Origin of the sequence: Paenibacillus oryzisoli, assembly GCF_001653565.1 — a bacterium.
Classification (GTDB): Bacteria; Bacillota; Bacilli; order Paenibacillales; family NBRC-103111; genus Paenibacillus_E; species Paenibacillus_E oryzisoli.
The window spans coordinates 125,773-138,005 of the sequence record NZ_LYPB01000049.1 but is presented as its reverse complement, the minus strand read 5'-3'; the positions used below and the strand labels follow the sequence as shown (position 1 = coordinate 138,005).

General features: G+C 48.1%; 20 protein-coding genes. All 20 read left to right on the top strand.

The features are described 5' to 3' along the window. The 20 genes from A8708_RS06695 to gpG all read left to right on the top strand — a co-directional run bounded on the left by A8708_RS06695 (nucleotide 1) and on the right by gpG (nucleotide 12,145). Nucleotides 1–228, top strand: a complete 228-nt coding sequence (locus A8708_RS06695) for a hypothetical protein (RefSeq protein ID WP_068662729.1) — start codon at nucleotides 1–3, stop codon at nucleotides 226–228. After that, nucleotides 225–386 (top strand): hypothetical protein, encoded by a 162-nt coding sequence (locus A8708_RS35270; protein WP_157264569.1) that lies wholly within the window; start codon nucleotides 225–227, stop codon nucleotides 384–386. Before A8708_RS06695 ends, A8708_RS35270 begins: the two co-directional genes overlap by 4 nt. Nucleotides 387–413: 27 nt before the next feature. Further along, the gene (locus A8708_RS06690) at nucleotides 414–890 is read left to right on the top strand and encodes a sigma factor-like helix-turn-helix DNA-binding protein (RefSeq protein WP_068662728.1); all 477 of its coding nucleotides are present in this window, start codon (nucleotides 414–416) and stop codon (nucleotides 888–890) included. 104 nt (nucleotides 891–994) lie between these two features. Beyond that, the gene (locus tag A8708_RS06685; RefSeq protein WP_068662727.1) at nucleotides 995–1,294 is read left to right on the top strand and encodes a hypothetical protein; all 300 of its coding nucleotides are present in this window, start codon (nucleotides 995–997) and stop codon (nucleotides 1,292–1,294) included. Continuing rightward, on the top strand, nucleotides 1,278–1,664 hold the full coding sequence (locus A8708_RS36045; protein WP_204787479.1) for a hypothetical protein: 387 nt from the start codon (nucleotides 1,278–1,280) through the stop codon (nucleotides 1,662–1,664). Before A8708_RS06685 ends, A8708_RS36045 begins: the two co-directional genes overlap by 17 nt. A gap of 197 nt (nucleotides 1,665–1,861) precedes the next feature. Continuing rightward, nucleotides 1,862–2,476: a terminase gene (locus A8708_RS06675; RefSeq protein WP_068662725.1), complete on the top strand. Its 615-nt coding sequence runs from the start codon at nucleotides 1,862–1,864 to the stop codon at nucleotides 2,474–2,476. Further along, nucleotides 2,466–4,019 (top strand): terminase large subunit, encoded by a 1,554-nt coding sequence (locus A8708_RS06670; protein ID WP_068662724.1) that lies wholly within the window; start codon nucleotides 2,466–2,468, stop codon nucleotides 4,017–4,019. Before A8708_RS06675 ends, A8708_RS06670 begins: the two co-directional genes overlap by 11 nt. A gap of 16 nt (nucleotides 4,020–4,035) precedes the next feature. Next, a complete protein-coding gene (locus A8708_RS06665) occupies nucleotides 4,036–5,283 on the top strand; it encodes a phage portal protein (RefSeq protein ID WP_068662723.1) in 1,248 nt (415 codons plus the stop codon). Further along, nucleotides 5,273–5,878, top strand: coding sequence for an HK97 family phage prohead protease (locus A8708_RS06660; RefSeq protein WP_167355852.1), 606 nt, complete (start codon nucleotides 5,273–5,275; stop codon nucleotides 5,876–5,878). The genes A8708_RS06665 and A8708_RS06660 overlap by 11 nt, the downstream gene beginning before the upstream one ends. A gap of 15 nt (nucleotides 5,879–5,893) precedes the next feature. Then, nucleotides 5,894–7,111, top strand: coding sequence for a phage major capsid protein (locus A8708_RS06655; RefSeq protein ID WP_068662721.1), 1,218 nt, complete (start codon nucleotides 5,894–5,896; stop codon nucleotides 7,109–7,111). A gap of 49 nt (nucleotides 7,112–7,160) precedes the next feature. Beyond that, entirely contained in the window at nucleotides 7,161–7,565 is a 405-nt protein-coding gene (locus tag A8708_RS06650; RefSeq protein WP_068662720.1) for a hypothetical protein, read from the top strand. Nucleotides 7,566–7,663: 98 nt separating this feature from the next. Continuing rightward, the gene (locus A8708_RS06645) at nucleotides 7,664–8,305 is read left to right on the top strand and encodes a glycosyltransferase family 2 protein (RefSeq protein ID WP_068662719.1); all 642 of its coding nucleotides are present in this window, start codon (nucleotides 7,664–7,666) and stop codon (nucleotides 8,303–8,305) included. Further along, entirely contained in the window at nucleotides 8,302–9,018 is a 717-nt protein-coding gene (locus A8708_RS06640) for a glycosyltransferase family 2 protein (protein WP_068662718.1), read from the top strand. Before A8708_RS06645 ends, A8708_RS06640 begins: the two co-directional genes overlap by 4 nt. Continuing rightward, nucleotides 9,002–9,214 carry a hypothetical protein gene (locus A8708_RS06635; RefSeq protein WP_068662717.1) on the top strand — a complete coding sequence of 71 codons (213 nt, stop codon included), beginning with the start codon at nucleotides 9,002–9,004 and terminating at the stop codon, nucleotides 9,212–9,214. The genes A8708_RS06640 and A8708_RS06635 overlap by 17 nt, the downstream gene beginning before the upstream one ends. Continuing rightward, complete coding sequence (locus A8708_RS06630) at nucleotides 9,195–9,776, top strand: head-tail connector protein (RefSeq protein ID WP_068662716.1); 582 nt, start codon at nucleotides 9,195–9,197, stop codon at nucleotides 9,774–9,776. Before A8708_RS06635 ends, A8708_RS06630 begins: the two co-directional genes overlap by 20 nt. Beyond that, nucleotides 9,773–10,141, top strand: coding sequence for a phage head closure protein (locus A8708_RS06625; protein ID WP_068662715.1), 369 nt, complete (start codon nucleotides 9,773–9,775; stop codon nucleotides 10,139–10,141). The genes A8708_RS06630 and A8708_RS06625 overlap by 4 nt, the downstream gene beginning before the upstream one ends. Further along, on the top strand, nucleotides 10,131–10,526 hold the full coding sequence (locus tag A8708_RS06620) for an HK97-gp10 family putative phage morphogenesis protein (protein ID WP_068662714.1): 396 nt from the start codon (nucleotides 10,131–10,133) through the stop codon (nucleotides 10,524–10,526). Before A8708_RS06625 ends, A8708_RS06620 begins: the two co-directional genes overlap by 11 nt. Then, on the top strand, nucleotides 10,523–10,888 hold the full coding sequence (gene gp17, locus A8708_RS06615; protein WP_068662713.1) for a tail completion protein gp17: 366 nt from the start codon (nucleotides 10,523–10,525) through the stop codon (nucleotides 10,886–10,888). Before A8708_RS06620 ends, gp17 begins: the two co-directional genes overlap by 4 nt. A 3-nt stretch (nucleotides 10,889–10,891) precedes the next feature. Then, on the top strand, nucleotides 10,892–11,773 hold the full coding sequence (locus tag A8708_RS06610; RefSeq protein ID WP_068662712.1) for a major tail protein: 882 nt from the start codon (nucleotides 10,892–10,894) through the stop codon (nucleotides 11,771–11,773). 57 nt (nucleotides 11,774–11,830) lie between these two features. Continuing rightward, on the top strand, nucleotides 11,831–12,145 hold the full coding sequence (gene gpG, locus A8708_RS06605; RefSeq protein WP_068662711.1) for a phage tail assembly chaperone G: 315 nt from the start codon (nucleotides 11,831–11,833) through the stop codon (nucleotides 12,143–12,145). Nucleotides 12,146–12,233 lie beyond the last annotated feature (88 nt).

The following is a 12,233-nucleotide window of genomic DNA, read 5'->3' as shown; positions in this document are numbered from 1 at the left end:
ATGGACTATCAAGCATTCTTTGCAGACGTGCATGAGTGGATCCAGAAAGCCAACCAAGCGGCCATGCAGTATGGTATGGGAACGCAAGCATTTTGGACATGGGTCGCGGATTCCGCAGGTGAGTTATGCAAAAAATACGATCAGAATAAATTGGCGATTAAGCAAATGATGATGCTGATCGAATGGCTTGAGGAAGTTGATAAGGGTAGGACAGGCGGTGGACCTTGAATTTCAAACAAGCCACCGACGCTCAACTGATCCAGATCATTTATCACGAGAAGGCAGTTCCATTATCACTTATTCAAGGTGCTGCCGAAGAATATGAACGAAGGCACGGGAGTAATGCGAAGTGGTGGAGGAGAGAAGGATCGCAACGTAAATCTTAATAAAACCCACAACACGAGGTGAACATCATGCTAACTTGGGTTGATACATTAACAGCACAATACACAAAAGGCAAAAGTGAACTGGAAGCATATCGCAAACAGATTGATCGAAAAGACCCGCAAGGAAAATTTGAGGTAACTGTTGTTGGCGGAATGATCTCTGATATGCAGTATGCGCTTGAGTGGATGAGAAAAGGTAGGCGACCAGGAAGTCGCAGAGGAATCGAGAATAGCCAAGTTTATCTGCGACATGACTTTATGGACATGGATGAATTTCCTTCTTTGGATCTAGAAATATCAGAGAGCAGCCTGACAGATCCTCAAAAAAAACGGATTCTTGAAATTCTTTTGCAATTATCTGAACGAGAACGGCAATGTTATATTTTACACTTGGCTTATGGGCGATCAATGGCCGAAATAAGTGTAGATCTTGGGCTTACGAAGAGAACCGTTCAAACGTTTATCGATCGGGCAAAAGCTAAAATTCAAAAGTTTATTGCCTAATCTTGTCGTACGATTGTCGTACGAAAACCACCTATAGGTAGAGGGACATTTTACGAGTCATCTTCGGATGGCTTTTTTGTTTACCACGAGGAGTGAGAGGAGATATGGCACTTGCAGATTTGACGTTGGTTATTACGAACCATGCATTTGAGCAATACCGAGAACGAGTAGAAAAATTAGAACGAAATGAGCTTCACGCTAAGATCAAAGAACTGCTTATCGACCAAAGACGCATTAAGGGTGAATTCATAAAACTTGATGGTGTTTGGTGGGTATTCTTGATTGACGGCGAAGAGTTGAGATTATTGACCTGTTATGGACGTAGCACATTCGATATGCCGAAAGCCTTAGAATGGGCGAAGCGACATGGTGATCGAATCCGACTAGGTGAGTACAATGCCTAGTAAGCCAATGAGGCCATGTAGCAAGACAGGGTGTAGAGAGCTAACAACAGGTAGGTACTGTGAGAAATGCGTTAAGACAGAAAGCCAAGCACTTGATAGGCAGCGTGGTACAGCTAGTCAACGTGGATATACCAGCACATGGTCAAGGTACAGTAAAGCGTTTCTGCGTAGAGCAGAGAACGCACTGTGCAAGCTGGAGTTACCAGGCTGTGATCGCTTAGCCAATTGTGTGGACCACATACAAGCAGTGACAGGGCCGAATGATCCAAGGTTCTGGGATAGAAGCAACCACCAAGCAGCATGCATCAGGTGCAACACATCGAAGGGTAAGAAGACGATCGTGGGTACTGGCGGCGTGAAGATGGAATGAGGTGGAGCGCATGAGATTCAAGTATTTTTATAGATACTTGATTAGTTCAATACAGATCCCGGAGGCCAAAGAGGCATTCAAGTGTAGGGGGTAGGGGGCCAAAAAAGCTGTGGAGCTAAGTTTAGAAGACCAGCGCCGCCCTTCGTGCAAACTTTTTTCGTTTTTTGAAACTTTTTAGAGTTTAGGAGGTGGCCCTCATGGGAGGACGACACGCAAAACCAATCGGATTGCATCTCGCTGAGGGCAACCCGAACAACTTGACCAAGCAGCAGATCGAGGACCGGCAGGCAGCCGAAGTGAAGCTCGGAAAGCATGAGCTCGCCAAACTTAAAAAGCCTGGCTTCGTGTCGAAAGACAAAGCGGCAAGCAAGATCTGGAACGATCTGGTGAAGGAGTACAAGTCGGCAGCGGATCAGGGCGTCGAGCTGCTGACTAGTTCCGACATTGGTGTGCTCGCGCTATACTGCAAAACTTTCAGTGAGTACGAAAAGCTGCTTGTCCAGTATCAGAGGATTGAGAACATCGTGATCGACGAGCATATTCTGGATGAGTATATCAGCCGAGCTGAAGAAGTCAGCGAAGTTAACTATAAAGCGCTCCGCTATTTATCGCAGCTCGCTTCCCTTGAAGGTGTGCTCAAGATCGAGACGGCAATCAACAAAAAAATGGATATGCTCCTGAAAATGCAGGACCGACTCTTCCTCAATCCGCTCGCCAAGGTGAAGAATGTACCGAAGCCAGCAGGCAAAGAGAAGAAGGAATCGGCGATGGCGCAATTCATGAACAGAAGAGCTGGCGGCCATGGCACATGACAATCAAAGAGCGCTTGAGCCAATCGATTTTATCCAGATGCTTCATGCTGTCGATGACTTTTATGGACAACCATTCAAGCTTTTAAACTGGCAACACGATTTACTTTGGGATGTATACGGGACCGTAAACGAACAAGGGTACCGGCAGTACCGATATGCTTACCTTGAGGTGCCGAAGAAGAACGGTAAAACGTCACTCATCGCGGGGCTTAGCCTTTACCACTTGGCGTGTGACGGACCAGGTGGACAGATTTACTGTTGCGCAGCAGATCGCAAGCAGGCTGAGCTCGTATATAACGCAGCTGTCGCCATGATTGAACAGGAGCCAGAGCTTGAAGCGATCCTGAAAATAACGGACAGCCGCAAAGAGATCAAGAACAAGCTCACTGGCACAACGCTTAAAGTACTTTCGGCAGAAGCGTTCACGAAGCACGGTATCAACCCAACGGTTGTTATCTTCGATGAACTACATGCTCAGCCCAAGCGGGACCTGTGGGATGTCATGACATTCGGATCAGGCGCAGCTCGTAAAGAGCCGCTATGGTGGGTCATCACAACAGCAGGGGACGACCCGGATCGGAATTCGATCGGGTGGGAGATACATGAGAAGGCTCGTAAGATTTCTTGGGGCGAGCAAATCGATCCTTACTGGTACGTTAAGATATATGGGGCTCCCGAGGACGCGGATATATTCGACGAAGCCCTTTGGTTCAAAGTTAACCCGTCACTCGGACACACCATCAGCATTGAGTCAGTCAGGCAAGAGGCGCTAGCAGCTCGCAACAGCGAAGCTTCCGAACGTCTTTTTAGGTGGCTTCGGCTGAACCAGTGGATAGCGCTCAAGCGTGTTGGGTGGCAGCCACTCACACTATGGGATAAAACGGCAGGCAAGTGGTCGCTGTCAGAGTTGGTCGGGAAGAAATGCTATCCCGGCTTAGACCTATCGAGTACGACTGACATCACCGGCGCCGTATACCTCTTCCCACCACAAGAGGGATTGGACGATTGGCGTTTCATCCATGACGCATGGATTCCCGAAGACAGCATGAAAGAACGGGTGAAGCGTGATCATGTTCCGTACGATCGCTGGGTTAACGAGCGATACATTCACTCCACGCCAGGCAACGTCGTCGACTATGATTTCGTCGAAGCCAAGCTGCTTGCAGCTAACCGGCAGTATCAGGTTGCGGCACTCGGCACGGATCCATGGAACAGCCGCATGCTGACCCAGCGCTTGATGCGCGAGGGCATGAACGTGATTGAGGTTGCTCAGAACATGGCTCAGATGTCACCGGCTATGAAGACGATCGAGCGGTTGATGAAGTCTGGAATGATGACGCATGAGGTTAACCCCGTGGCGCGTTGGTGCTGGGGGAATACGATCATCGCAGTAGATGGGAATGAGAATATTAAACCGATGAAAAACAAATCGATCGAACGGATCGACTTAACAGTTGCTCTGATCAACGCCATGGCAACGGCGATGCTTTATGAGAATGTAGATAGTTCGGTTTATGAAGAGCGTGGCGTCAGGACTATCTAGGAAAGGATGATGGCCGTTGGGGGTATTCAATTTCTTTAGACGTAGCGAGAAACAAGATGTCACTGGTTCCGAGCCGTTCTGGCGCAAGATATTCGGTGGTTCTGGTCAAGTGGAGAAAGCAGTATCCGCTATGCAGGCCATGCAAACATCCGCTTTCTATGCCTGCGTCAAGCTTATAGCTGAAACTGTAGGGGCGTTACCTTTTCCAGTTTTAAAATTAACACCCGATGGGAAGACGAGAGCATTCGATTTTCCGCTGTATAAATTATTAAACGATAAACCAAATCCTGAACAAATTGCAATTCAGTTTCGCGAGATGGTCACAGCTAATCTTCTTGTACACGGTGACGGATATGCAGAGATCGAGTTTGATGATAATGGTCAGCCTGTTGCGTTGTGGCCGTTACCTACTTGGTGCGTAGATCCTGTAAGAACGACGACTGGCGTACGTGGCGAGCTCTATTACCAGGTCACGATCCCGCAAACAGGCCAACAATTCCAAATGCCTCCATACCGCATACTCCGTATACCGGGCTTTGCGATGGAAGGGGATAAGGGACTCTCGCCTCTCGCAATGGCGCGTAGGGCGCTTAACCTTTCACAAGCTGCTGAAAGCTTCGGGTATGACTTTTTTGCAAATGGGACGAATGTTGGCGCTGTTGTCTCCACGGATAAAGCGCTGACGGATAAAGCTTTTGATCGTTTGCGGACTGATCTTCGAGATAAATACGAAGGGCTTGGCAAATCGCATCGTCTCATGCTGCTCGAAGAGGGTTTGAAGTTTGAAAAGAATACAATTCCGCCGAATGATGCACAGTTTCTTGAAACAAGAAAGTTTCAGCTAACTGACATTGCTCGGATTTTTCGCGTCCCGCCTCACATGGTCGGTGACTTGGAGCGGGCGACATTTAGCAATATCGAGCAGCAGGATCTCTTCTTTGTGAAGCATACCATTCTGCCGTATCTCAGACGGTGGGAGCAAGCGGTACACAATACCTGCATCCCAGAAGAACTGCAACATGTGTACTACGCGGAGCATAATGTCGAGGGGCTGCTAAGAGGCGATGTCGCAAGCCGTTACAAATCGTACTCGATCGGTCGACAGTGGGGTTGGCTATCAGTTAATGATATTCGATTCCTTGAGAACTTGAACAAAGTTGAAGACGGCGACGAATACCTAAAACCTTTGAACATGGTACCGCTCGGCGCAGATACGACACCATCAGCGAACAACGGGGAAGGGGGTGATGGTAGTGAAACGTGAGATGAGACACTTCGATATGGAAGAGGTTGAGATCAGAGCGAAAGAAGAAGGTGGCGAGAGTCGCACCATCACCGGATACGCCGCTAGATTCGATAAACTCTCGGTTAATCTTGGGGGCTTTCGCGAGAAAATCAGCCGTGGAGCTTTCGCTCGCAGTCTTAAAACCGAGAACATTAGGGCCCTATGGAATCATAACCGTGACATTGTGCTCGGGAGTACCAAAGCTGGAACACTCAGACTTTGGGAAGATGACAAGGGCTTACGCTTCGACTTCGATGCACCTGCTTCACCGTGGGGCGACACAGCGCTTGAGTCTATTCGGCGCGGCGATGTAGAGGGAATGAGCTTCGGATTCTCTGTTCGGAACGACACATGGGAAGAAAATGGCAAGGAACTTATCCGAACGCTCGATGACGTGGACTTATTCGAAGTCAGTCCAACAGCTTTCCCAGCATATCCGAGCTCAAGCGCATCCGCGCGAAGTACTGAGGATGTGCTTTCGGAGTACCGCAGCAGCCATTCGGGAACGAACGAAGATGAAAACAAGCAAAAAGAGGCGGAGCTAAATATGAGAGCACGCTTGTTATTAACCTAAGGAGGTCGAACTACCTTGAAAGATATTGAACAACTTAAACGCTATCTAGCAGCTAAGAAAGATGAAGCGCGCGGGCTTTTAACTAATGAACAACGCAGCTCAGAGGACACGAGTCGTCTGGAGTCCTTGTTGACAGAGATCGAGAACCGCGCAAAAGAAATCGACACTGAGGAGCGCGCGCAGCGTATTCTCATGAAGCAAAAGCAGGATGACACTCAAAAAGAAGTTGACCAACGTTCCATGGGATTCGCTTCTTTTGGTGACTTCATCCAAACGCTTCGCTTCAAACCGAACGACGATCGCTTTGTTGAGGCTGAATCCCGTCAACAATCGATGGGCGTTGGATCTGAAGGCGGCGTACTCGTACCAACTACGTTCCGTGAACAAATTTTACAAGTTTCTCAACAAAGCGCAATTATCCGTCCGCGTGCGACTGTAATCCCTGCTGATTCTCAGTTCCCGGATGCAGGTGTGACAATGCCAGCTCTTAACCAAGTCGGCTATGGGATGTATGGCGGTGTTCAAGTTGATTGGATTGCAGAAGGCGTGACTAAACCAGATACTTCTGCAAAGTTTACTGATGTGAATATGCTCCCTAAAGAAGTTGCGGGATCCATCGTTGTCACTGACAAGTTGCTACGTAACTCTAATGCAGCAGGCACTTTGCTTCGTTCCTTGCTTGGTAAAGCAATTGCAGCAGCTGAGGACGATGCTTTCCTTAACGGAGATGGAGTTGGCAAACCGCTGGGTATTCTTAAAGCGGCGGCTACACTCGGCGTGAATCGTGCAACTGCTTCACAAATTGGCTATGTCGACGCGGTCAACATGTACGCAAAAGTGAAGAAGGGCGGAAAACTTGACTGGATCGGTTCTGAGTCTATCATCCCACAACTGATGCAGATCAAAGACGGCGGGAATAACCTCATTTGGCAGCCGAACGCTCGTGACGATGCACCTGAACGTATTTTCGGTGCTCCACTCGGCTGGAACGAACGTTCTCCTCAACTCGGTGCCAAAGGCGATCTCGTGCTAGCTGATCTGTCCTACTACCTGATTCAAGATGGGTCGCCACTCGCGATCAGCGCATCTGAGCACGTTTACTTCCGTGAGAACAAAACAGTTCTCAAGGCATTCTTCTTAGTCGATGGGCAGCCTTGGTTGACTGGACCGATCACCCAAGAAGGCGGGTACCAAGTGTCTCCGTTCGTCGCACTCGACGTTGTTGCAGGTTAATAGAGAGGCCTTGTGCCTCTCTCATTCTAAATAAGGAGCGTGAAAACGCATGTTTGTTAATAGCAAACTAATCAAAGAGGAATTGAAGTTCACAGCTGGTATTAATCCTACTGCTTCCGCTGGTGTTTCTAGCTCGACTCTTCACAGCATGGCGCTTCATACTAAATTTCTTGCCAACGTACAGACTGGACCACTAACAACAGCGACCAGCCTTGTTGTATCAGTGTGGGAATCTACTTCATCTGTATGGGCTTCTGCTGTAGCGACTGAGGTGACGGCATCACGCACGACTACATCCGTTGCAACAGCTGGATCAGGGTTCGTACAAGTGGAAATCGACGCAGACGTACTTAACAAGCCATATGTTGGCATCTACGTTGCTAAAGCTGGAGATACAGCTTCGGCAATTGCAGCAACAATCATCCGTGGCGGAGCTCGTTTCGGCAATATGTAATTAATTTGTGGAGGCTAGATTGGCCGATCGAAAGGCGCGACCTGGGCGCTTGCCTCCACGACCTACCAGGCGATTACCACATCAGGAGGTAAACACATATGAAAATTATGATCGGTATCCCCTTTGGACGGACGATGGACTATCAAGCCGTTCAATCCCTTTTACAATTAGCAAACTTACGAGGACCGAACGAATACGTTTTCGCACTTGTAAGTAATTCACTTGTATACGATGCGCGTGAGAAGATCACGCAGTTGTTCCTTGAGTCAGAATGCGAGTTCCTCTTCTTCCTTGATTCAGACATGACGTTTCATCCGCAAACAGTCGATCTGTTGGTACGCCACAACTTACAATTCGTTACGGCGAAGGCGTTCAAGCGCGTAGCTCCGTTCATGCCATGCTTCTACACACGGGCACGCTACGAAAACGGACAGCCTGATCTGCAAGTGCCGATCGAATATGGTGCAGGGCTGCTGCCGATCGAGGGCGCGGGCTTAGCTTGTGCGCTGATCCGTCGCGATGTGTTTGAGCAATTAGAATCACCGTATTTCTTCCCGCTGCCGAATATGGGCGAGGATTTGGCATTTTGCCTCAAGCTTCAAGAAGCAGGGGTCTTGATGTACGCAGACACGACCGTCACCTGTGGACATATCACCTCGTTCGAGGTATTCGAAGAACATTTCCAAGCACACCGAGATGCAGCCAAAGCTACGGGGCAGCCACTGGAGGAATCCAGATGAGAATCCTCATAGGCGCTCCAGTCAGACAGGACGAGATGACATTCAAGTTGTATTTGGATTCCCTCAAGGCGTTGAACACTGAGGGTCTGGAAGTGGAGTTTTTATTCCTACTACACGGATCAGAGCATTTAATAAAATATCTCGAGCCACACCAGTATCTTGGCGTAACGCCAGGGTCGGAATATAAACGCGATGATATCACGCATCATTGGACAAATGAGAATTTAGCAGCTGTTACTTATATGAAAAATAGGCTGTTATTCGAGGCGTCTGCATTTGATGCCTTTTTCCTTGTCGACTCAGATATCATCCTGCATCCAGAAACACTGCAGCAGCTAGTTAAAGCTGATAAACCCATCGTCTCAAACGTGTTTTGGACGAAATGGCAGCCAGATGAAGCAGAAATGCCAAATGCTTGGAACTACGATCATTATTCGTTCTTACCAGGGGAGCTTGAACGCTGGAGAGAACCGGGTATTTACCCCGTTGGTATGAGTGGTGCTTGCATCCTAATTAAGCGTGAGGTTATATTAGCAGGCGTGAATTACTCACCTATTTATAATGTCTCACACTCCCTATGGGAGGATAGAGCATTCTGTATCCGTGCCGCTTGCGCAGGATTTCAAATTTATATGGATACAACCTATCCAGCTAAGCATTTATACAGGGAATCTGATATACAGGAGGTGCTAAATAGTGAAATTCCGAGTTAATACAGAATACGTCGACCGCACGCTTGGACAACGCGTGCACGTCGGAGAAGAAATCGAGCTGAGCGCCGAGAGAGTGAATACTATCCAAGCGCTTGGCGTTCGACTTGAGCCTATTGCTGAGGGGCCAGAAGTTAAAACAGCAACAGCCCCTAAGGTTGAAAAGGCGGTGAGTAACCGTGGTAATAAACGGACGTGATGCACTCAAGTTTAAGATAACCGTCCCGCCAGCGCAGGAGCCTGTGACGCTTGATGATGTGAAGACCGCACTTGGAATTGAATTGACGGATACCATATACGATGACCAAATCAGTCCTTGGATCCCTGCTGCTAGAGAATGGTGCGAAGGGTATCAAAACCGAGCATACATCACGCAGACAATCGAGCTCGCAAAGGATTACTGGCCGTATCGGGACGAGATCAGGCTCCCGCGTCCACCCCTTCAATCGGTTACAGCAATGGCATACATGGACAGCACAGGGACAGCCACAACAGCGAGTGCGAGTACCTACTTCGTGGATAACTTCTCGGAGCCGGGCTTCTTAGTCGCTTATTCTGCGTGGCCTGCTGGAGCGTTACGGCCTGCAAACGGTGTGATCGTCGAATACGTTGCAGGATATGGTGACGATCCAGTGGACGTCCCCTCTCTCATCCGTCAGGCTATCACCGTACTTTGTATGCACTGGTTTAACAATGGCTTCTGCGAGCCACCAGACGCCGTAAAATCGATGCTTGATTTGAACAGGATCATCCCGATATGACAAAAGGATGCTGCACCGATTCGAATGTATTAAAGCCTAGTGAGCTGAATCGGAAGATCACGATCGAGGAAGTAACGAACACAGTCGACGCAGAGGGTGTTTTCGTTGAGTCGTGGGCAACATTTGCTGTGCTTCGGGCTGCACGCAACCCGCTGAGTGGTCGAGAGTTCTTCGAGGCAGCCGCAATCAATGCTGAAAAGACAGTCAAGTATAGAGTGCGGTACCGAAAAGGATTACTACCGAATATGCGGTTAACTGATGCCCTAGATGGTCGGATCTACAACATTCGGGCAGTGCTGGATGACTATTACGGTGATCGAACGCAGACGCATTTGATGTGTGAGGTGCTGGAAGATGGCCAATAGCATAGATTTGGACGGCATTGATGCACTGTTGGCAGAATTACGTACACGGGCCGAGAGTGCAGTTGCTAAAGTTGAGAAAGAAGCACTACAAGCAGCGGGAGAAGTGTTGGCGGCGGATATGGTTGAACGCGCTGTGCGGTCTAAGATTAATCGTAAGTATCACATAGAGGATAACATCGCCGTCAGCAAAGTTAAGAAAAAAGACGGAGTTAAATTTGTCACGATTGGGCCGAATCGCAAGGTTAGCTGGCGTGCTCATTTCACTGAGTTTGGTACTTCCAATCAGAGAGCCGAGCCGTTTATTTACCCAGCGTTCAACAGTAAAAAAATAGAGGCTCTGCAAGTGCTAGCAGATAAATTGAGAGAGGGGTTGCAGCAGTCGTGAAGATCGACGTTAAAACAGAAATCAGAACGGCTCTACTCGCTAACTCAGCACTCGTTACACTACTTGGAGGACAACGTATTTATCAACTTGCGGCACCGAAAGCTGACGAGTATCCACGGATAACATTTTTTGAGATCGACAACTCTGATGCGGCATTTGCAGATGACACTGCAATTGCTTCTGACGTACCCGTGCAAGTAGATGTTTGGAGTAAAGGTAGTACATCGGCAGTATCTGGAGAAGTAGACAAGACGATGAAAACATTAGGGTTTTCCCGTACCGGGGCGTCAGACTTTTACGAGACTGACACACTGGTCTTTCATAAAGCAATGAGATTTAGAGCGCAATTTGAGGAGGTATGATTCATGGGTGGAATTAGAATCGGTATGGATATGCTTTATTATGCAAAAATGGTTGATGAAGAAAACGAAACTTACGGAACTCCTGTGCGCATACCAGGAGCGGTAACTGCAACCGTAACACCGACAACAAACAGTGAGACATTCTATGCGGATGACAAAGCAGATGAGGTAGCGACAAGCTTGGGTGATATCTCTATCGATATTAATCCCAAGGACCTGCCACGTGACATTTTAGCGGACATTCTTGGCGCGACAGTGGATTCGAATGGGGTAATTGTTCAGGCATCGACGGATGTTGCACCTTACGTGGCGATTGGATGGAGAAGTCGCAAATCTAATGGGAAATACCGCTATTTCTGGTACTACAAGGGTAAATTCCAGCCGAATGAAGAAGAATTCCAAACGAAAGAAGATACACCAACATTCCAAACGCCAACGATTACAGGGCTTTTCATTCCACGTAATATCGATAGCGCATGGCGCGTACGTGTGGACGAGGATGATTCTGGTGTATCCCCGACTACGATCACAAACTGGTTTACTTCGGTCTATGAAGAAACACCAGATGTAACGCCACCGACGCTATTGTCAATCGTACCAGCGAATGGGTGGACGACTGCTTCAGCAACTGCGAATATCGTAGCGACATTCTCAGAAGAATTGAGAGCGTCCACGGTAAATGGTAGTAACTTCTTGCTTATCTCTGGCGTGACTCCAGTGCCGGCAGTCGTTACCTTGGATCCGACACTTGAGATCGTTACGATCAATCCAGTTTCAAACCTTACTGCAACGACAACCTACTCTGTTATCATCTCGACTGCGGTTGAGGACATGGCAGGTAACAACTTCCAAACAGCAAGCGTTACAACATTCAGAACGACCTAATAAATAAACGGGAGCGGCTCAGGGGCTGCTCCTTTTTCCTATCAGGAGGGAAAACATATGCAAATTACGCTGATATTAGATGGCAAAGAAAGATCGTTCACAGTTGGTTTTGTTTCAGGCATGATGCTTCGTAGAACATTCGGTATGCAAAAGAAAATGGCTGCTTTGAACGAGGAATCACTCGATGAAGCAGTCGACTATGTAGTCGATTTGTATGGTAAACAGTTCACAAGAGATGATTTTTACAACGGGATTGATACAAGTGAGGTATTCGACACTATCACTTCCTCTATCGCGGAAGTCATGCAACGTACGACGAAAGCAGTAGGTGCCAAAGATCCTGACCCAAACGGACAGATCCAGGGGACTTAGACCCTCTGGACTTTTTAAAGAAAACGTATATTGATTTACTCAAAGGAGGTTGGACACTGCCTGAAATTGACGGCATGGACATCCTTTT

What these genes read in the sequence shown, in the direction of transcription:
- A8708_RS06685 (WP_068662727.1), top strand. Translation starts at nt 995, where the DNA reads ATGGCACTTGCAGATTTGACGTTGGTTATTACGAACCATGCATTTGAG.
- A8708_RS06690 (WP_068662728.1), top strand. Translation starts at nt 414, where the DNA reads ATGCTAACTTGGGTTGATACATTAACAGCACAATACACAAAAGGCAAA.
- A8708_RS06620 (WP_068662714.1), top strand. Translation starts at nt 10,131, where the DNA reads ATGGCCAATAGCATAGATTTGGACGGCATTGATGCACTGTTGGCAGAA.
- A8708_RS06670 (WP_068662724.1), top strand. Translation starts at nt 2,466, where the DNA reads ATGGCACATGACAATCAAAGAGCGCTTGAGCCAATCGATTTTATCCAG.
- A8708_RS06695 (WP_068662729.1), top strand. Translation starts at nt 1, where the DNA reads ATGGACTATCAAGCATTCTTTGCAGACGTGCATGAGTGGATCCAGAAA.
- A8708_RS06610 (WP_068662712.1), top strand. Translation starts at nt 10,892, where the DNA reads ATGGGTGGAATTAGAATCGGTATGGATATGCTTTATTATGCAAAAATG.
- A8708_RS06675 (WP_068662725.1), top strand. Translation starts at nt 1,862, where the DNA reads ATGGGAGGACGACACGCAAAACCAATCGGATTGCATCTCGCTGAGGGC.
- A8708_RS06645 (WP_068662719.1), top strand. Translation starts at nt 7,664, where the DNA reads ATGAAAATTATGATCGGTATCCCCTTTGGACGGACGATGGACTATCAA.
- A8708_RS06650 (WP_068662720.1), top strand. Translation starts at nt 7,161, where the DNA reads ATGTTTGTTAATAGCAAACTAATCAAAGAGGAATTGAAGTTCACAGCT.
- A8708_RS06625 (WP_068662715.1), top strand. Translation starts at nt 9,773, where the DNA reads ATGACAAAAGGATGCTGCACCGATTCGAATGTATTAAAGCCTAGTGAG.
- A8708_RS06640 (WP_068662718.1), top strand. Translation starts at nt 8,302, where the DNA reads ATGAGAATCCTCATAGGCGCTCCAGTCAGACAGGACGAGATGACATTC.
- gpG (WP_068662711.1), top strand. Translation starts at nt 11,831, where the DNA reads ATGCAAATTACGCTGATATTAGATGGCAAAGAAAGATCGTTCACAGTT.